This window comes from Shewanella sp. Isolate11 (assembly GCF_022398315.1).
In the GTDB taxonomy this organism is placed as follows: Bacteria; Pseudomonadota; Gammaproteobacteria; order Enterobacterales; family Shewanellaceae; genus Shewanella.
Genome location: NZ_JAKEVF010000003.1, coordinates 128,486 through 147,383, shown reverse-complemented (window position 1 = coordinate 147,383; position 18,898 = coordinate 128,486). Strand labels below are relative to the sequence as shown.

The following is an 18,898-nucleotide window of genomic DNA, read 5'->3' as shown; positions in this document are numbered from 1 at the left end:
TCGCTCCTGATTGTTTGGTGATATCAGAAGAGCTTGCTATTTAAAGGAATAAATTAATGCCAAGGATTGCAAAGAAATATGAGAAATTAGCCTTAACTGATGATTATTTAACAGATCCTTTGTTGATGGCTTTGGCTTGGAAAAAAAGTCATCAATATATTCGTACTACTAATTGGTATGCTGATCATTTTGAGTTGGATTTATCGGCACTTTCTTTAGCTGCCACTGCTGAAAATTGGTGCAGTAACATTAAGCAGCGTAGATTCAATTTTAAGAAGTTGGAGCTAGTACCTGCCCCAAAGCAGTATAAGTGGAACTTCCAAGATGACAAGCCTGATACAGCCTCATCTAATGAGTGCTTGTACTGGTATCCTATTGAACCTGCAGATGAAGTTCCGTTAAGGCCACTTGCTCACGTTCCTATTCGTGAGCAAAGCATGATGACATTGCTGATGATGTGTTTAGCCAATGACGTTGAAACATTGCAAGGTGATCCGTCTACTGATTTTGAATTAGTACATGAAAAGGGAATAGTTAATTATGGCAATCGTCTCTATTGCCGATATGGTGACGATGGCAAAGCTGAGCACAGCTACGGTGCTACAACCATTTACAGCAAATTTTTTACCGATAACCGTCGTTTTTTAGAGCGTCCCTATCACTTTGCGCAGCAGGCTAGAAATGAGCTTAGCGATGAGCAAGATGTGTTTATGGTTGAGTTAGACCTTTCTAAGTTTTTTGATTTAGTCGATAGAAAGATGCTCTGTAAAAAAGTTAAGGCTCTGGCTATTGCGCAGTCTGAACAGGAAAGTGAGCTTAAATTTGTCGATAAGCTGCTATTAGCATTTGAAGCATGGAATTGGAGCGAGCAAGCAACGGTTAGCTTTGAGACACTGTGCAAGTCGGATGAAGTACTCAAGGCACCGAAAGGAATACCGCAAGGAGTTGTTGCTGGTGGCTTCTTATCTAATATCTATCTTTTAGAGTTTGATAATGCAGTTAAAAGTTTAATTGGAAAGCAGTTAAATGATGATTGCGATATAGATATTACTTTAGTTGACTACTGCCGTTATGTAGATGATATGCGTCTAGTTGTAACTTCACCTAAACACTCATCGTTGACTAAAAAGCGAACACTAACTTCTTGCCAAGTTCAGCGTTTAGCTTCTTTAAAAGAGCAAGTCATCTTGTCGGTCGAGAAGCTTTTTGAAAACATGGGACTAAATACCTTACGTCTTAACAAGAAAAAAACTAAGGTTGAACTATATAAGCCAAGAACTGTTGGACTTTCGGGAGAGCTGACAAAACTTCAAAATCGTTTAAGCGGGCCAATTTCTTTTGATGACTCTCAAGAATACCTGGGGCAACTTGAAGCGTTATTATCTATGGTAGGAAGTGGCTCCTATCTTGAACAAGGTGAAGACTGCGTCACAAACCTGCTTGCACAAATAGAGCAGAAACATCTAGATATAAGGGACGATAGCCTAAAACGCTTTGCAACGAACAAAATCGCGAAGGTATTAAAAATCATTCGTAATTTTACGGCACATTCTGTAGATGATAATGGCAAGTATATTCCGTGCGATTGGGACTATCAGCAGGAGCGTTTGGCAAGGCGATTAATTGCTTGCTGGAGCCTAGATCCGTCATTGGTCGTATTGCTCAAAAAAGGCTTAGAGCTATTCCCTTGTAGCAAATTAATTAACCCCGTCCTTCAACAGTTAAAGCATAAGCTGGGTGATAAAAATGAGAAAGTGAAGGCTGTTGCCGAGTATTGTCTATCTGAAATTTTTAGGCATGCGTCAACCACTATTCATCGATTAGACCCTAAATATATTCCACTACATGCAGACCATGAAACTTTTTTTGAGCAACTTCAATATGAAGCGGTTGAGATATGCGGAAATTCTAATTTTGAAAGTGAAAAGAATTTTAATTTATTAGCTGAGCAAGCAAGATTTTTGTTACTTGTAAGACTTGATACCACTTTAGAACAAGGTTCAGGTAATGAAGATTATGATCTTATTATAAAACTGAGTAAGGGATTTAGAAAAATCAGTTTGAATGAGTCTTTCACTAGCGAAAAGCTTGCGGCTAATATTTTACTTGCAGAGCAATTAACTAATGATTCTAAGCCTCTTATTAGGGCTGTATCATGTTTACTTGATGGTTTGAAACCTACTGAATGTATGGATGTTTTATCAAACGTATCAGTGCAGAATATTAGATTTTTTAATTCGCTCGTTATGCACGCTCGTCCACTGGAATACCAGTGGCCAAAGCAACAGAGCACAAAAAATCTTATTAAGTTACACGGCACTGATAAAAGGCCTTTAAAGAAAGCATTAGAGAGTATTAAAGGGTCACAGTCTTTACTTAGGCTTATACAGCGGCCAGATAACCCGTTTGCAAATGAATTAATGGCATTAAAGTTGATGCAGGCTTTACTTGATAAAAGCACTAAATTGGCAACGGCTACGCCAAATGCGTTGATAGATATTACGACTGCGAAAGTCGAATTAATGAACAGTAGCTATTCATTACCACCACAGTTTAATTTATTTGATTGTAGCCTTAATATTGAGTTTGATTTCACTTCTTCAATTCCATTGTTAAGTACTCATTTAACAAATGGCGATACAGTCACTAGAGTCCTTCAGCGAGTTGCAATATGTACTAGATCCGCATTAATCGGCAACACAGATTGGTCTGGATATAGCTCAAACATTGAGCCAATGGTTGGTTATAGAGGTATAAAAACTAGCTCTGATAAAAGAGCTTTAGGCATGATGAATACACCGCACTCCATTGCGGGGGAGTCTGCACAAGTTTCTCACTGGTTAACGACTTTACTATCGAAGCTTTTAATTTGGCCTGGAATTTCAGTGAATGATCAAGGTTATGATTGGCCTGTGTTGTGGGAAATCGATAGCGTTAGAAAGCTTGTGGAAAATAGATTGAATGAGCTTAAGTCAAAATACTGTAAACAGACGGCCATGCCAGGGTTAATAGAAGCCGTTAACCTTGATTGGCAAGATAATAAGAAAAACCTAACTGTTGCTATGGTGCAATCTAAACTGCCTAGTAATAATGACTTTAAGCAACATGGAATAATGTTAGAAGATATTAATTTTCGGTCAAGACACAGACGTCATGTAGCAGATATTGCCGCTTTAGTTTGTAAACATATTGATGCGCAACGGACCCATGATTTAGAGCGAAGAGAACGTGGCAAGCAAGTTGACCTTATTGTTTGGCCTGAACTTGCTGTTAATCATGATGATATGGATATTTTAGTTACCCTTTCTAGGAAAACCCATTCAATAATTTACGCAGGTTTAGGTTTTATTAATCAAGATAATACAGATGGACCAAATAACTGTGCTGTTTGGATTGTGCCACCAAAAGCAAATTCTGAGCAGAAGGAGCTTATAAGGCTACAAGGGAAGCATAATATGACACCGGATGAAGCAGGAAAAATTAAACCTTGGCGTCCATATCAGTTAATGCTGGAGCTTAAGCACCCTAAATTTCCTAATAAACCTGGTTTCATGCTTACAGGTTCTATTTGCTATGACTCAACAGATATATCATTAAGTGCAGACTTAAGAGATAAGTCCAATGCCTACGTTGTATGCGCACTAAATAAAGATGTTAATACGTTCGACACAATGATCGATGCACTTCACTACCACATGTACCAGCCTGTTGTGTTGGTCAATTCGGGTGTTTATGGCGGCTCTTGCGCAAAAGCACCTTATAGCGAGCCTTATCATCGGTTGATCGCTCATAGTCATGGTAACGATCAGGTATCAATTAATACATTTGAGATGAATATGTTTGATTTTAGGCGTGATAATGTGGGTGGAAGTATGAAGTCTGATAAATTGGTTAAGACTCAACCAGCTGGTGTGGTAGAGGTAAGGAGTTAATAGTGACGTGTTTTAAAACCGGATTAGCCGCTTTACTCGACTTATCACTTTGGTCAGGTTGGGCGAATATTGTTATGGCCGTTGTCGCTGTATTAGCGCTATTGTTTGCCAGAAAACAATTACAAAGTGCTAGTAAAGATAGCAAGAGAGCTACAGCATATGCTGCTTACGCAGACTACCTTAAACTTTGTATTGAAAATGAATCATTTGCTAGAGGCGTAAAGAGTGAGATTACACGTAATGAAGATGATTATTCTAAATATCGTTGGTTCATAGCTAATATGCTTTTTGCTTTTGAGCAGGTTCTTGAAGCTTGTCATGACGACACTACTTGGCAAGAAACCATTAGGCATCAATTAAAGCGACATAAGTGGCATTTAGATAAATCTTGTTCAGCTAAAAGAGCTGAATGGAGCGATGACTTAAAAGCATTGTTTCCATAGACTGACTTAAAGGACAATTATCCATGGTTGGATTTGGTGATATTGAAGCATTTTTTGCCCTTAAAGAGCGATATGAAAAATGGCGCAAGCCTGAACCTGTTGTTACTAATACAGCCCAGCGTTTCATACGACTTTTTGAAGGGCATGGCGTAGCCCGAGCCCAGATCCCACGCTTTTTTGGCCATAACCTGACCATTCATCAAGTCGAAGATGAGGCTGAGTTATTAAAAGCTTTAGATGAAGAAATATTAGAAGCTGCGGCAGCTTTATTTGGTGTTCGGGTTGAGTGGCTAGAGGGTTGCGATGAAGATATCTACGACATAAATCTTTTTAATAAAGCACCGAAAGCCTTTGGTGATTGGCTTGATGAGCTAAAAATAGCAAATAACTTTGATACTGATGGCTGGTTAGTGATAACTCAGCGAGAAACTTATGACTATGATGGATTAATCATAATTAGAGAGCAGCTTGGGATGCTGAGAGATAAACCCATTTATCGCTATCATTTCTGTGATCTGTGGATGTTTAACTACTGGAAATGCAGGGCTGATCTTGCTGCATGCGTTGCACAAAGTCTCAAACGAGGTGTGTTTATCTCTGGTAGAGAAATATCTGAGAAAAGGTTTGCCAAGTTATCTACCTTACAATTTTTTCCTAACAGTGAAAAGGAGCACACCTCGGTGAGTGGAAAGAGGTTTGCGGCTGAAGATTTAACCATTAATCCTGAGTTTTTCGTAAGAGGTTTATTAGATGGCCAGCTTGGTATTGATTGTGCTATCAATAGATGGCTAGAGTATCACGAACAAGATTTAATGGACTCTGGCTTTGGAGATCACTGGCAGGTATTTAACGATTTTGTTCATTTAAATTCAAATGCTTGAGTTGTTTCATTGTTATCATATCATTGGCTGAAAGCCCCTTGAAAGCCCCTTGAAAGCCCCTTGAAAGCCCCTTGAAAGCCCCTTGAAAGCCCCTTTTGTGCTAGTAGTATCCAGTGAACGCTTTAGTTTTTGTTTTAGTATTAAATGATATTCTGCTGGCACCATAGTTCTTGGTTTGTGGCGGCTTTTTCCCTTTACCGCGAGCTTTCGCTAAATAGCTGACTCTATAAATGAGTCTTGCCATATTCTTGTTGTCACCCCGTTGAGTTTTGTAATAGAGGTTTGGTGGAAAGTATAGGAACCCTCCAAGCTCGCTCCAAATCCGTTGGCTAGTGATATTGACCCAGCCTGGGTACATGATGTGCTTCCCATCTAGCAGCAAAACAATGTGGTAATGAGGTGATTTGGCATTTTCTTGTTCGCGCACCCAGATGTAACCTAGGCGTTGTATTTTATATTTTGCTTTAAGTTGTTTTGAAAGCCTCCTAAAGAAGACGGTGATTTGTTTGTTAAGCAACACATAGCTCGGCTGATGAAGATCATAACGAATGGCGAGCATCTTTAGGTGGTGACTGTGAAAGTTAAAGATTTGCTCAAATGATGTTTTGAGTATTGGCGTATAACAACCAGACTTACGATTGTTTACCTTCCAATGGTAGCCGCCGTAGCAATAAAAATCAGTTGTTGATATATGCATGATTACTCGCGCTAAAGTAATTGTTTGGATAGAGAACAATCAAAGACAGATATTATTAAGATCCCCCTTAAGTCTTTTGTTGCCATAGCGCAGTGCTCTAGCAACCATCGAACATAATGATGGAATTTATTTCAAAACTAGGGGTTAAAAACCTATAAATCTTTTCCTGTTTTGACCGTTACAGTGTTTTGATATTTAAATCATTAGGTTAGAGGAGGTCGAGGACCGAAGCCCTCACCATCCTGAGTGGCGCTTACAAGCTATTTTTTCAGCTCATCCCAAGCTCGTTTTCTTGCTTCAACGAGTGACTGTATGTAGTCAGAGAGTAAATCGTCTTGAATGCCAGCAGCCATCGCTTTAATGGTTTGCTCTATCTCGTAGTCAAACCAGCCGACAGCTCTACCTCCGAGCTTTATTGGTGTTGGTAACAAACCCTCGTTGATCCGTTCATGCAATGTGCTTTTGCTAATAGCCAGCATTGAGAGGACTTCGGGCTTACGAATGATACGAATATTCTTTGAAGTGTTCATAATATAGACTCCTGTTAATACGCTAAAAGTTGTTACAGGGCTATATTGGAAGTTTTAGTGGTAAATCGGAGGTTCGAATTGAGCGCATATTTCGTGTCAATTCGAACTAGGACTTCTGATTATTTAAAAAGTTTGATGCACACGCGATCAAAGGTGCTTTTCCATTTTGAGGCATTTTCCATTTTATCGTCAAAGATCACGGCTAGAAAAGTTATGAAGTCAGAAGTCTCACTTATGGTTACCTCATTTCCCTTGCTTAACCATGTGTAATGTAATCTACTGATTAATTCACCTTTACCAGTTGTTATCTTTAATTCCATTGGCGGCTCATCAAGGTTGCCGACGAGTACTGTTTTAGAAGGGTTAGATTTCAAATCCAACCCTTGTTTTATCTGCTCTAATTTATTTAACAGCTCACTCTTTGTCTCGCATGTCTTTTCCATATCTAATCCTGCGCCAACCATGAGACAATTTTTATCACAATTATTTTCTAACTGGCTGAGAATAAGCTCTATATCATTGATTAGTAATGGGTATGAATTTGCAATAGCCTTTAGTTGCGTTAGACCATCGGAAAGGTGTTTGCTTGCTTTTTTGAGGCGTCTAAATTGTTCATTGTATTCCTTTTCTCCTATTGGATACTTGTGGCAGTATTGAACTATTGAGTCGATTTCTGTATCGCTAAAGCCTTTTGAATTAAGCCACTTTTTATTTTCTAAGATCATATTTACACCTACATTACATGAAGGTTTTTTAAACCAACTAAGCTAAAGTTTCCCGATGCTGCTTGGGTTATATGCTCGCTCCACCAAGCCATCATGACTTTCCGTCTTTCTAAATAAACACTGCGATTATAGGCACTGCGAACCTGGTTTTTATCAACGTGTGCTAGTGCTACCTCTACAACATCAGGATCGAAGCCTTGCTCGTTAAGCGTTGTACTCGCAAGCGACCTAAAACCATGAGCGGTTGTTCTGCCTTTGAGCTGCATACGAATCAACGCAGCGTTTGCCGTTTGTTCGTTGTAATGTTTTTTGGGGTTACGCGTTGATGGAAACAGATACTCGCGATGTCCACTTATTGGTCTGAGTATTTCAAGTAACGCAATAGTTTCATCGGTTAGTGGGATTTGATGATCTCGGCGCTTTTTCATTGTGCTGGCTGGAATTGTCCAAAGCCGATTTTCCATGTCAATTTCATCCCATCTTGCGCAGGCGGCTTCGTTAGGCCTAGTAATGGTATGAAGCTGCCATTCAAGTAAAAGCCTAGTTAACTTGTGAATACTCGCATTTGCTATGGCTTGCATTAGCTCCGGTAGTTCATGAGGCTGCATCGCCGCAAGGTGATTTTTCTTTGGCTGTTTAAATACGGATTTAATACCACTTAATGGGTTCGAGTGGATCAAGCCTGTGTTTACTGCAAATACCATTATCTCATTAAGCCTCTGGCATAAGCGCTTCACTGTATCTAAATGTCCTTTGGCTTCTATTGTCCGAAGGATTGAAATGACTTTCGGTGCCGTAATTTGACTGATGGGTACTTTGCCAAGATCGGAAAAAATATGCAGTTCGAGAGAACTCCAAGTCTTCGCTGCATGTTTTTCTGTTACAGCTTCTTTTTTACACTCCATCCAATCTTTGGCGACATTGATAAGTGTGTGTTCGATGATGGCATTTTGAGCTGCAAGTTTTTCATCACGGTCAGATTTGGGATCTGACCCTTGAGCGAGCAGTGTACGAGCTTCTTGAGTAAGTTTTCTAGCAACAGAAAGGGAAATATCAGGGTAGAGGCCTAAGCTAAAGTTTTTCCTTTTTTTGGTCACAGGATGGTAATAGTTAAATAGCCATAGTTTGGAGCCTGTGGGTTTAACTCTTAGTTGTAAGCCTGCGCCATCTGTAAGGTTATACTCTTTTAGTTTAGGCTTGGCTTTTTTAATTTCGGTGTCTGTTAAAGGTGTCGTTCTGCGAGCCATAGTAACATTGCCTCTAGTAACACTGAGATCACCATTTAGTCGATTTAACTATGTGACTAGAGATCGCTCAGTTACTGATAGGAGTTAATTGCTGTTTAGTAACACCAGAACGACTACTTAACGATGGTGTTACTATAAATGTTACTAAAATATCGGGATATTACCAAACGTTATTGTACATTAATGGAACAATGTTTTGCTTAAGTTATTGATTTTTGGTTTTTAAAGGCAGAAAAAAAGACGTCCTAGGACGTCTTCGTTTCTGTTATTGGTGGAGGCGGCGGGGCTCGAACCCGCGTCCAAAAAGCCTACATCCTCGGCGCTACATGCTTAGTCTCTCTTTTGGTTAACCCGGTAAACTCCGAAAGACAGGATTTTACAAGGCGAGTCCGGTACTGTTTCGCGGTTCACCCCCGAACAAGGTTCCCTCGCTATCAAATGTAAAGGTGACCATCTTAATACTCTGCCCATTTGAGAAACGTGAGCAAGATGGCTAGCTAGCCTAAGCTGCTAGAGCGTAGTTATCGTCGTTTGCAACTATAACTGTGCGGCTTTTTACGAGGCCAACCGCCCCTCGGCATGCTCCTAGGGTTTCGTGAATCTTGTCGAATCCAGAATCGCCCCCAAGTACAACTCGATTGTAACCTGTGACATCCTTTAATACCAAGGATTAATCTTCGGCTGACATTCGTTTGTTCGTTATCCGTACGTTTACACTATTATTTCAGCTGTTCAATCTTACTGAAATTAAATAAAAATACAGCCTTGTTATTGCTGTACTGCTTTTTTCATCGTACGAGATTTTTCAATTTTCCACTCGCGCTCTTTGGTGTCGTCGCGCTTGTCGTGTTCTTTCTTACCTTTACCTAAACCTATCTCAATCTTGACCCAGGCGCCTTTACGCCAGTACATGGAGATAGGCACGATAGAGTAGCCTTGACGATCGACTAAGCCTTGGAGCTTGTCGAGTTCACGGCGGTTAAGTAGTAACTTACGATCGCGCATAGGATCACACACCACATGTGTCGATGCGGTGTTGAGAGGTGTGATAGTACATCCGAACAGGTAAGCTTCGCCGTCACGTAAAAATACATAACTTTCAGACAGGTTTACTTTACCGACTCGAATCGATTTCACTTCCCATCCCATGAGAGACAGGCCAGCTTCAAATTTTTCTTCAAATTTGTAATCGAAGTTTGCGCGCTTATTGCGGGCAATTGTCGCTGGTGGATTTTTTGATTTTTTTGCGTTTTTCTTAGCCATAGGCGAGCTATTATACGCGCGGTTAGCTAATTTGGAATTGGCTGTTGTTAATATTTATGACTTTTATCGGCTTTGTTTGTTGGGTTGCTGTTTTTTTATACTTTAATGGGCTTTTGCTAAAGGTGATCCGATTGAATTGCCATGTTAAAATCAACGACTGTTTTGTCTCTCATTAGTCTTAAGGTTTAGGTTAAACACGTTATGCCGAAGATATCCCGCAGTGTGTTAGTCCGTTTTAGTGCGATGCAGATGTATCAGCTCGTCAATGATGTTGAATCATATAAAGAGTTTTTACCTGGTTGTGTGGGTGGCAAGGTTTTAGCATTTGACGGCAAAACCATGCTGGCCTCGGTGGATGTGTCTAAGGCGGGGATCAGCAAGACGTTTACGACCCGTAATCAGGTGGTGCCGGGTAAGAAAATTGAGCTTGAGTTAGAGAATGGTCCTTTTAGTCATCTCAATGGGCAATGGTTGTTTACCGAGTTGACCGAAGATGCCTGCAAAGTAGATTTTGAATTGAGCTTCGAGTTTTCAAGTTCGATTGCCGACATGGCGTTTGGCCGTGTATTTAAAGAGTTGATGACCTCGATGGTGACCGCTTTTACCAATCGAGCCAAAGTGGTTTATAACTGAGTTTTTGTGCGGCAAGGAAGGATGTATTGTTATGATTGAACAAGATAACTTTGCGGTTGAAGTGATTTACGCGCTGCCGACACAACAGAAACGTATCAGTGTTACTGTGGAACCGGGAACCAGCTGTATTGAGGCGGTTAAGCAAAGTGATATTTGCCGTTTTTTCCCTGAAATTGATTTAACGACGGTCAAGCTAGGTATCTTTAGCCGCGCAGTTAAACACGACGAAGTGTTGCTGCCGGGACAAAGAGTTGAGATTTATCGCCCTTTAATTGCTGACCCGAAAGATGTGCGCCGTAAACGCGCAGAAAAAGCTAAAGAAGAGGGCCGAGCTAATAAGACCACGGGCGGCCGAGTGAGTTAATTGCCTACAGATGTTGCTATTAAAAGCACTTTTATCTGGACAGCTTTTAAAAGCTAGGGGCTTTGTAGCAGACGAAGTAATAAAAAAGCTGAAGTTATCTTCAGCTTTTTTATTGGATGCGATTTAGCGAGGCTGTTTGTCCTGCTTGGTATTGTTTAGCTCTTGCGGCTTTTGTTCTTCCACTAGTGGCTTAGTATCAGGACGCACTTCAGGGTTAAGTGGTTCTAAATCGCCTTTATCATCAGCAAGGCTAGTGATCTCGGGTAGGCTGCTTTGATCTAGCGGCGTAGCAAATTCTGCAGACAATTCATAATCGCCAGTGACGCTGGTTAGGGTGTCGCCAGTGAAGTTGAGGATCAGTTCTTTATGGATGATGCTGGCATCACGACCACTCTTGTAGTGATAAACATAGTACCAAGTGTTATCTGAAAAACTGTCGCGTAAAACCGGACGTCCCAAAATATATTCCACTTGCTCTTTGGTCATCTGCACACGCAGTTTTTCTACTTGCTGCTTTTCCATATAGTTGCCTTGCGGCACATCTGGTTTATAAATCAGCCAATCGAAAACACTACAGCCAGTGAGTGAAAGAGACAGCGCAGCCGCGCCAAAAAGAGTAATACTATGTTTTTTAATGCTCATTGAATGCGCTACTTCCCTAAAAATCTGTCGGCCATAATACCCAAGCGATCCCCATGCTGACAAGCGCTATTGCGTTTTTATCCATAGCATTAGGATGAAACTGGGATTGAGATGACCCAAGGCAAATTATGTTTGTTTTTATTTTGTCAGGGTTAAGACAGGTTACTCTCCTATATGGTTCCGTCAGTGTAACAATATTCGACTTATTTTTGTCGAAAAACCGTTTTTTAAAGTGATTTAAGCAAAGGTTTTTCAATCCTAATTGATTGTCTGTATTTGAAAATTTCAATTTTATGGTAACTTAACGCTATTAACGTTCTGAAAATAACTTTATAACAAAACCACATGAGTAACTCAGGTAGTTTGATCTGTGTTGGAACTGGGCTTAATTTGGCCGGGCAGATAAGTGTGTTAAGCAAAAGCTATATCGAGCATGCGGATGTGGTGTTTGCCTTAGTCCCTGACGGTTTTGCACAAACTTGGTTAGAGCGGCTTAATAAAGATGTACGTTCGTTGCAAGGTTATTACGCCCAGCCGGGTGAGATAAAAAACCGCCGCGACAGTTATGAGCAGATGGTAGAGGCTGTATTATCTGAAGTCAGAGCCAACAAGAGGGTGGTCTGTGCGCTTTATGGTCATCCTGGCGTGTTTGCTTGCGTGGGACATATTGCGATTAAGCGGGCTCGACAGCTGGGGTATCGCGCCAAAATGGAGCCAGGTATTTCTGCTGAAGCCTGTTTATGGGCAGATTTAGGCATTGACCCGGGTTATTCGGGGCATCAGAGTTTTGAAGCTAGCCAGTTTATGTTTTATGGCCATCAACCCGACCCCACAACACACCTTTTGTTGTGGCAAATTGGTATAGCAGGCGAGCATACTTTAACTGAGTTTGTTACCAATTCAGAGCGGCTGCAGGTTTTGGTGGAGTTACTGAATCAATGGTATCCGCTGGATCATCAAGTGGTACTTTATGAAGCGCCGAATCTGCCGATAGATAAACCAAGGATAGAATCCATTGAGTTACAGCAGTTACCTGAGGCACAGTTAAGTTCGATAACCACTTTGTTGGTCCCACCGGTACAGAGACTGCAGGTTAATCATCAGGTGCTGGCTAAGTTGGGTATTACCGAGGCTGATTTAGGTTGAATGATAATAACCTAGGTAAAATAAATAAGCTGAAATAGTGCTGGTAAGCTAATTTTATATTCATTACAACAGGAGAGTGTATGTCTGATTTAAGTGAGTTTTTTGAAAAACTAGCCACGGATGCGCAGTTGATGGAAGCTTATCAACAAGATCCAGAGGCGGTAATGAAATCAGCAGGTTTAACCGATGAAGCGATTAGCGCAGTGATGTCAGGTGATAAGGCGGCTATCGACAAGTTGTCGGGAAATACATCTGAATTTTTCCATTACCAGATTGTTACCTCTCACAAAGATTAATCCCCTTTGAATAGGCTAATTGTATTTTTCATTTTCGCGCTTGCGCTATTATTACCTAATACTTTGCTAGCAGTTGCAAGCGCGTTCGATTCATCTCTCGATGCGATGGAAGATGCATTACGCACTCAGCCCAAAAAACTACCCGAAATTACCGCCGAAATCGAAGCTAATCTCGATAAACTTTCTAACGAGCAGAAAGCCCGTTATTTTGTGCTGCAAAGTGCTAAACATATGTATGATGCCGATTATGCCGATGCACTGAAACTGCTGAATCAGGCAGAGCAGTTTCATCCTTCCGATAAGTTACTAACCACGCTTTATTTGTATAAAGCCACCTCATTGATTGCGACTAACTCATTTTCTGAAGCCTTAGCGGTAATGGCAAAAAACCTTGAGAGAATTGAGTCTCTGGATGATGTTCAGTTAAAGGTCAGCTCTTATTTACGCTTGAGCGCACTTTTTCTTGAGATGGAAGCTTGGGATGAGATGCAGGAATATGCACATCAGGCATTAGTGTTGAATAATAATCGCGATCCTAAAAATCAATGTTATAGCTTGCTTTATGTTGCCGTGGCCAGCCTTAAGTCTGGCCAATTAGACACAGCATTTGAGCAGTTTCATGCTAGTAAGGATTATTGCGCTGAACATCAGTTGCCATTGATTGCCGCCATGTCTACAAAAGGCGTCGGTGAGGTTGAGTTAGAGCGAAAAAACTACCAGTCGAGCATAGGTTTTTTAAACCAAGCGCTGAGCGATTATGAGCCGTTTAATTATCAAATTGAAATTAACCATATCTATGCCTTACTGGCACTGGACTACAACGCATTAGGCGATGTAGCCCAGGCCAAACACTTCGCAGATCTGTTACTGAAACAGGCCAATGACAATGCCATTAATCAGCAATATAAGAAGTCGGCATATCAAGTATTAGCTGAGGTTTATGCCAATGAGGGTGAGTATCGACTGGCTTATCAAAATCTTTCTCGTTTTCATGACGTTAATGAGATTTTGCATAACGAAACTAAGGTAAAAGCGTATGCCTATCAGATGGCTAAGTTTGAAAATGCCGAGAAGTCACGTCAAATCAAGATGCTCAATCAAGATAGAGAGCTCTATACCGCACAGCAAAAGGTGATGGAGCTAGAGCGTTACAATGAAAGTATGGCGCTAATGATTTTGTTGGGCTGCTCTGTTGGCTTTGTGATTTTTGGTTGTACCATGTTTATCCAAAAACGTAAGTACAAGCGGATTTCTCAGCTTGATCAGCTGACTGGGATTTTTAATCGTGGCACAGGGCAAGATTTGGCGGAAAACCAATTTATTAAGGTGCTTACTCGTAATGAAGACTTTAGTATCATTATGTTCGATCTCGATTACTTTAAAGCCATTAACGATACTCAAGGCCACAGTGTTGGTGATTGGGCGTTAAAGCAAGTGGTAGAGGCCGTGAATCCATTGCTTAGAAATCGTGACCTGTTTGTGCGCATGGGGGGAGAAGAGTTTGCGGTTTTCTTACCCAATACCGATATTCAGGCTGCGCTCGCTATCGCTGAGCAGTGTCGCCAAGCGATAGAGCATATAAATACCAAGCCTCACAATCGTGAGGTGCATATTACTGCAAGTTTCGGTGTGTGTTGTCGTGAAGAGCATGACTTGAGTTTAGATCCGTTAATGACTCGGGTTGATATGGCCATGTATCAGGCGAAATACCGTGGTCGTAATTGTGTGGTGCAGTATGCTCCAACTATGAACCAAGATAACCCGCCTTGTAGTGAAATTGCTTAACTTTGACATGGACATGACTTCTGATTAAAAAGCCCTTTTGCTTTATCGTAGGTGAAGCCTATGCCTAGATAATTATTTACCCTCTGCCATTGGTGCAATGTTACGTTTATATCCTAACTCACCAGCTGTAACCTCACTCTAAACCTTTGTTCTTTTATCAAATATTGCTGCACTAAATTCAAGCTTAAATCTTCGCTATTCTCATACCACTCAAAGTAAATTAGTGATCAGCCCGCTTTATAAAATCCTGAACTTTAACTAATCCAACAATTTCGAGTTGAAGTGATAGTCCTACCCATAAAAAAACAATTTTTTAATAATTTTTTGCGGTTTAACCAATGTTTTTTTTGATGTTGATCTAGAAACGTTACAACTATGTTGCAATGGCTGGGTTTTGCTTGTTATTACGGTTACGTAAACGTAAAGTTAAAACAGTTGTTTGAATTTATGCGGTGTAAAATTTGTTGTAAGCCATTGATTTTGTTTTGTTTGCTATGCTTTCCTTTCTGGTCAATCAAAACATTTGCAGTTTTTACTTAAGTCTAATATCAGCGTATACCCCGTAATACAAAAATTCCTCAACGTAATTAAATTACGTAATTAATTACATTGTGTCATTCTTGGTTAAGTTGTCTGACAACTTTTCTTTGTAAAATTTCACAAGCATTTAATCTGATTTAATATGTTGTTTTTAATATATTTATTTTTATCTTCTCTATTTGGTAAGACCAATTCATATAAGTTTTAAGTCTTGTTTAGTTCGTTTTTTGCACATGTAAAACTGTTGCAACTACAACAGTTTGTTAGTAGGTTTTGTTCAAAACATACATTTGTAAGTTATGTGTGAACGAGGAAATGCGGCTGTGCTTTGCTCCTATTGATAAGAGCAAGTGATGTCAACGAATTAACTCACTGTGTGGCTTGGTAGTGCCATTTACGACTTAGGTTAGGTATATAGAGATTTAGCTAACTAGAGACAGTGTTTTATAAAGCGTTTCTTATAGAGATTGAGTTTTATCGATATGGGCACTTGGGAGAAACAGGATGACTGAACCAGTACTAAATAAAGACCTTAAACAGGCATCAATTAATATCAAAGGAAAAACCATTCCTGGACAAGATGTTGTGCTTAATGAAGGTGCCCTCAATCTACTTGAAGTGGTTTGTCGTGAGTTTGCAAGTGAAGTGCCGACATTATTGGCAGCACGTAAAACTAAACAAGCGCAAATTGATGCGGGGCATTTACCTGACTTTTTGCCGCAAACTCGCGCTATCAGAGACGGTGAGTGGCAAATTAGAGGTATTCCGCAGGATCTACAAGATAGACGTGTTGAAATCACCGGTCCAGTCGATCGCAAGATGATCATCAATGCACTTAATGCCAATGTAAAAGTGTTTATGGCTGACTTTGAAGATTCTCTGGCACCGAGTTGGGAAAAGGTGATCGAAGGTCAAATTAATCTGCGTGATGCTGTTCGGGGAGATATTGAATACACCGCACCGAATACAGGTAAGCATTACAAGCTAAATGATAATCCTGCGGTATTAATTAGCCGAGTTCGAGGCCTACATCTGCTTGAAAAACATGTGCATTTTGATGGTCAGGCTATTCCTGGTGCTTTATTCGATTTCTGTGTTTATTTCTATCACAACTATCGCCAACTACTGGCTAAGGGAAGTGGACCTTATTTATACATTCCTAAGCTTGAAAGCCATGTTGAGGCTCGCTGGTGGGCTAAAGTGTTTGCTTTTGTGGAAGAGCGCTTCTGTTTAGCCCCTGGCACTATCAAATGTACCTGTTTGATTGAGACGCTACCGGCAGTGTTCGAAATGGAAGAGATCCTTTATGAACTGCGTTCAAACATTGTGGCACTCAACTGTGGCCGTTGGGATTACATTTTCAGTTATATCAAGACCCTGAAAAACCATAGTGACCGCGTCTTACCCGATCGCCAGGCTGTGACTATGGATAAGCCGTTCTTAAGCGCTTACTCACGCTTATTAGTTAAAACCTGCCATAAGCGCGGTGCATTGGCGATGGGCGGTATGGCGGCCTTTATTCCGGCGAAAGATGAAGCTCAAAATGAGTTAGTGCTGACTAAGGTTCGCGGTGATAAAGAGTTAGAAGCCCGCAATGGTCATGATGGTACTTGGGTTGCGCATCCGGGCCTTGCCGATACTGCCATGGGGATTTTCAACGAATATATCGGCGAGGGTAATGTCAATCAGCTGCATATCACTCGAGATGTCGATGCACCAATCTTAGCTAATGAGCTTTTACAGCCATGCGAAGGTGAGCGAACCGAATCTGGCATGCGTCTGAATATCCGTATCGCACTGCAATATATCGAAGCCTGGATTAACGGTAATGGTTGTGTGCCGATTTACGGTTTGATGGAAGATGCCGCCACAGCGGAGATTTCAAGAACGTCAATTTGGCAATGGATCCAGCATGAACAAAAGCTCTCTAACGGCAAGCTGGTAACTAAAGCCTTGTTTAAAGAGATGTTGGTTGAAGAACTGGCCAACGTGAAAGAGGAGATAGGACCGGATCGATTTACCCACGGCAGCTTTACAAAAGCGGCGGTGCTACTGGAAGAGATCACCACTTCTGATGAGCTGGTCGATTTTCTGACCCTACCGGGTTACGAAATGCTGACACAGTCAGAGTAAATAACTGAGTTAACAAAAGATGGAAAGGGTACCTGTAGCCCTCAAAAATATTTGGCGCCCGTTGAGTGAAGCTGTATTGATTGGCACTGAATCCTAAAATAAAGATGGAGATTATTATGACTAAGGCAACTACACAGACTTCACGTCAACAGCAAATTGATGCGATTAAGAAAGATTGGGCTGAAAATCCACGTTGGGCAGGGGTTCGTCGTCCATACACGGCGGAAGATGTAGTGGCTTTACGTGGTTCAGTGGTACCTGAAAACACGATTGCTACACGCGGCGCAGCTAAGCTTTGGTCATTGGTTAATGGTGGTGCGAAGAAAGGCTATGTTAACTCTTTGGGGGCGTTAACAGGTGGTCAAGCAGTACAGCAAGCCAAAGCCGGTATCGAGGCAATATACCTGTCGGGCTGGCAAGTTGCAGCCGATGCCAACCTTGCAGGCACCATGTACCCAGATCAGTCTCTTTATCCAGCGAACTCGGTACCAGCGGTTGTGCAGCGTATTAATAACTCTTTTCGCCGCGCAGATCAGATCCAGTGGAGCAACAACTTAAATCCAGAGGATGAGGGTTACACAGATTATTTCTTACCGATTATTGCTGATGCAGAAGCTGGTTTTGGTGGAGTACTAAACGCTTACGAGTTGATGAAAAACATGATTGATGCGGGCGCAGCAGGGGTTCACTTTGAGGATCAGTTAGCGTCGGTTAAAAAATGTGGCCACATGGGCGGCAAGGTATTAGTGCCAACTCAAGAGGCGGTGCAAAAATTGGTGTCAGCGCGTCTGGCTGCCGATGTAAGCGGCGTTGAAACCTTAGTGATTGCGCGTACCGATGCCAATGCGGCGGATCTATTAACCTCAGATTGCGACCCTTATGACCGTGACTTCATTACTGGTGACCGTACTTCTGAAGGTTTCTACCGTGTAAACGCGGGCATTGAACAAGCAATTTCTCGTGGTTTAGCCTATGCGCCTTATGCGGATCTTATTTGGTGTGAAACAGCTAAGCCAGACTTAGAAGAAGCGCGCCGTTTTGCTGAGGCGATTCACGCTCAGTACCCAGATCAGTTGCTGGCTTATAACTGTTCCCCCTCATTCAACTGGAAGAAAAACCTTGATGACGCCACCATTGCTAGATTCCAGCAAGAGCTGTCAGACATGGGTTACAAGTACCAGTTCATCACTTTAGCGGGTATTCATAACATGTGGTACAACATGTTCGACCTAGCCTATGACTATGCACGTGGCGAAGGCATGAAACACTATGTTGAAAAGGTACAAGAAGTTGAATTTGCCGCCGCTAAGAAAGGTTACACCTTCGTAGCGCATCAACAAGAAGTGGGCACGGGATACTTCGATAAAGTCACTAATGTGATCCAAGGTGGGCAATCATCGGTGACCGCATTAACGGGCTCAACCGAAGAGGAACAGTTTTAATTTCTACTAACGTTTTCGACTTGCTACTCAGGTAGCGGTTGTTCCTCGCACTGCTTCCTACGTGCAGTGCGAGGCTTTTCTTTGATTTACTTCCCCTGTTGTTGGTATTTGCCGCTTAGCTTGAGCGGCTTTTTTATTGTTAAATTAACTGCCATAGATGCCGATATGATACTGATTGGTATTACTGAAACAAACATCT

16 protein-coding genes and 1 other RNA gene are annotated in these 18,898 nt (G+C 41.4%); 10 read left to right on the top strand and 7 right to left on the bottom strand.

Features of this window, described 5'->3' with window-relative positions; genetic code table 11:
• Positions 1–56 precede the first annotated feature (56 nt).
• Genes L1D21_RS09785 through L1D21_RS09775 form a run of 3 tightly spaced genes read left to right on the top strand, consistent with a single transcriptional unit; the run spans position 57 to position 5,256 of the window.
• A complete protein-coding gene (locus L1D21_RS09785; protein ID WP_239845069.1) occupies positions 57–3,932 on the top strand; it encodes an RNA-directed DNA polymerase in 3,876 nt (1,291 codons plus the stop codon).
• Between the two features lie 2 nt (positions 3,933–3,934).
• The gene (locus L1D21_RS09780) at positions 3,935–4,375 is read left to right on the top strand and encodes a hypothetical protein (RefSeq protein WP_239845068.1); all 441 of its coding nucleotides are present in this window, start codon (positions 3,935–3,937) and stop codon (positions 4,373–4,375) included.
• A 23-nt stretch (positions 4,376–4,398) separates the two neighbouring features.
• A complete protein-coding gene (locus tag L1D21_RS09775) occupies positions 4,399–5,256 on the top strand; it encodes a hypothetical protein (protein ID WP_239845067.1) in 858 nt (285 codons plus the stop codon).
• Between the two features lie 100 nt (positions 5,257–5,356).
• Here the strand turns inward: L1D21_RS09775 and L1D21_RS09770 are convergent, their stop codons facing one another.
• From L1D21_RS09770 to smpB, 6 genes are all read right to left on the bottom strand, one after another.
• Positions 5,357–5,953: an inovirus-type Gp2 protein gene (locus tag L1D21_RS09770; protein WP_239845066.1), complete on the bottom strand. Its 597-nt coding sequence runs from the start codon at positions 5,951–5,953 to the stop codon at positions 5,357–5,359.
• 260 nt (positions 5,954–6,213) lie between these two features.
• Positions 6,214–6,483 (bottom strand): AlpA family phage regulatory protein, encoded by a 270-nt coding sequence (locus L1D21_RS09765; protein ID WP_239845065.1) that lies wholly within the window; start codon positions 6,481–6,483, stop codon positions 6,214–6,216.
• A 119-nt stretch (positions 6,484–6,602) separates the two neighbouring features.
• A complete protein-coding gene (locus L1D21_RS09760; RefSeq protein ID WP_239845064.1) occupies positions 6,603–7,208 on the bottom strand; it encodes a hypothetical protein in 606 nt (201 codons plus the stop codon).
• 8 nt (positions 7,209–7,216) lie between these two features.
• Positions 7,217–8,455 carry an integrase domain-containing protein gene (locus tag L1D21_RS09755; RefSeq protein WP_239845063.1) on the bottom strand — a complete coding sequence of 413 codons (1,239 nt, stop codon included), beginning with the start codon at positions 8,453–8,455 and terminating at the stop codon, positions 7,217–7,219.
• Positions 8,456–8,724: 269 nt separating this feature from the next.
• Positions 8,725–9,080: a transfer-messenger RNA gene (gene ssrA / locus L1D21_RS09750) on the bottom strand.
• 143 nt (positions 9,081–9,223) lie between these two features.
• Positions 9,224–9,718, bottom strand: coding sequence for an SsrA-binding protein SmpB (gene smpB / locus L1D21_RS09745; protein ID WP_033538531.1), 495 nt, complete (start codon positions 9,716–9,718; stop codon positions 9,224–9,226).
• Positions 9,719–9,919: 201 nt separating this feature from the next.
• On the opposite strand from smpB, the gene L1D21_RS09740 reads away from it, so the two are divergent.
• Positions 9,920–10,351 (top strand): type II toxin-antitoxin system RatA family toxin, encoded by a 432-nt coding sequence (locus L1D21_RS09740; RefSeq protein WP_239845062.1) that lies wholly within the window; start codon positions 9,920–9,922, stop codon positions 10,349–10,351.
• Positions 10,352–10,382: 31 nt separating this feature from the next.
• Positions 10,383–10,715 carry an RnfH family protein gene (locus L1D21_RS09735; protein ID WP_239845061.1) on the top strand — a complete coding sequence of 111 codons (333 nt, stop codon included), beginning with the start codon at positions 10,383–10,385 and terminating at the stop codon, positions 10,713–10,715.
• A 123-nt stretch (positions 10,716–10,838) separates the two neighbouring features.
• Here the strand turns inward: L1D21_RS09735 and bamE are convergent, their stop codons facing one another.
• Positions 10,839–11,357 (bottom strand): outer membrane protein assembly factor BamE, encoded by a 519-nt coding sequence (gene bamE / locus L1D21_RS09730; protein ID WP_239845060.1) that lies wholly within the window; start codon positions 11,355–11,357, stop codon positions 10,839–10,841.
• Between the two features lie 345 nt (positions 11,358–11,702).
• Here bamE and L1D21_RS09725 point away from each other — a divergent pair, with 345 nt between their 5' ends.
• From L1D21_RS09725 to aceA, 5 genes are all read left to right on the top strand, one after another.
• Positions 11,703–12,503, top strand: a complete 801-nt coding sequence (locus L1D21_RS09725) for an SAM-dependent methyltransferase (protein WP_239845059.1) — start codon at positions 11,703–11,705, stop codon at positions 12,501–12,503.
• An 80-nt stretch (positions 12,504–12,583) separates the two neighbouring features.
• On the top strand, positions 12,584–12,799 hold the full coding sequence (locus tag L1D21_RS09720; protein WP_239845058.1) for a hypothetical protein: 216 nt from the start codon (positions 12,584–12,586) through the stop codon (positions 12,797–12,799).
• Positions 12,800–12,805: 6 nt separating this feature from the next.
• Positions 12,806–14,584: a GGDEF domain-containing protein gene (locus L1D21_RS09715; protein WP_239845057.1), complete on the top strand. Its 1,779-nt coding sequence runs from the start codon at positions 12,806–12,808 to the stop codon at positions 14,582–14,584.
• A 1,044-nt stretch (positions 14,585–15,628) separates the two neighbouring features.
• Positions 15,629–17,257, top strand: coding sequence for a malate synthase A (gene aceB, locus L1D21_RS09710; RefSeq protein ID WP_239845056.1), 1,629 nt, complete (start codon positions 15,629–15,631; stop codon positions 17,255–17,257).
• Positions 17,258–17,373: 116 nt separating this feature from the next.
• Complete coding sequence (gene aceA / locus L1D21_RS09705; protein ID WP_239845055.1) at positions 17,374–18,699, top strand: isocitrate lyase; 1,326 nt, start codon at positions 17,374–17,376, stop codon at positions 18,697–18,699.
• Positions 18,700–18,898: the final 199 nt, after the last annotated feature.

Excerpts from the sequence above, each read along its gene's own strand:
- L1D21_RS09785 (WP_239845069.1), top strand. The coding sequence starts at position 57 with ATGCCAAGGATTGCAAAGAAATATGAGAAATTAGCCTTAACTGATGAT.
- L1D21_RS09735 (WP_239845061.1), top strand. The coding sequence starts at position 10,383 with ATGATTGAACAAGATAACTTTGCGGTTGAAGTGATTTACGCGCTGCCG.
- aceB (WP_239845056.1), top strand. The coding sequence starts at position 15,629 with ATGACTGAACCAGTACTAAATAAAGACCTTAAACAGGCATCAATTAAT.
- smpB (WP_033538531.1), bottom strand. The coding sequence starts at position 9,718 with ATGGCTAAGAAAAACGCAAAAAAATCAAAAAATCCACCAGCGACAATT.
- L1D21_RS09760 (WP_239845064.1), bottom strand. The coding sequence starts at position 7,208 with ATGATCTTAGAAAATAAAAAGTGGCTTAATTCAAAAGGCTTTAGCGAT.
- L1D21_RS09770 (WP_239845066.1), bottom strand. The coding sequence starts at position 5,953 with ATGCATATATCAACAACTGATTTTTATTGCTACGGCGGCTACCATTGG.
- L1D21_RS09775 (WP_239845067.1), top strand. The coding sequence starts at position 4,399 with ATGGTTGGATTTGGTGATATTGAAGCATTTTTTGCCCTTAAAGAGCGA.
- L1D21_RS09765 (WP_239845065.1), bottom strand. The coding sequence starts at position 6,483 with ATGAACACTTCAAAGAATATTCGTATCATTCGTAAGCCCGAAGTCCTC.
- L1D21_RS09720 (WP_239845058.1), top strand. The coding sequence starts at position 12,584 with ATGTCTGATTTAAGTGAGTTTTTTGAAAAACTAGCCACGGATGCGCAG.
- L1D21_RS09755 (WP_239845063.1), bottom strand. The coding sequence starts at position 8,455 with ATGGCTCGCAGAACGACACCTTTAACAGACACCGAAATTAAAAAAGCC.
- aceA (WP_239845055.1), top strand. The coding sequence starts at position 17,374 with ATGACTAAGGCAACTACACAGACTTCACGTCAACAGCAAATTGATGCG.
- L1D21_RS09740 (WP_239845062.1), top strand. The coding sequence starts at position 9,920 with ATGCCGAAGATATCCCGCAGTGTGTTAGTCCGTTTTAGTGCGATGCAG.
- L1D21_RS09725 (WP_239845059.1), top strand. The coding sequence starts at position 11,703 with ATGAGTAACTCAGGTAGTTTGATCTGTGTTGGAACTGGGCTTAATTTG.
- bamE (WP_239845060.1), bottom strand. The coding sequence starts at position 11,357 with ATGAGCATTAAAAAACATAGTATTACTCTTTTTGGCGCGGCTGCGCTG.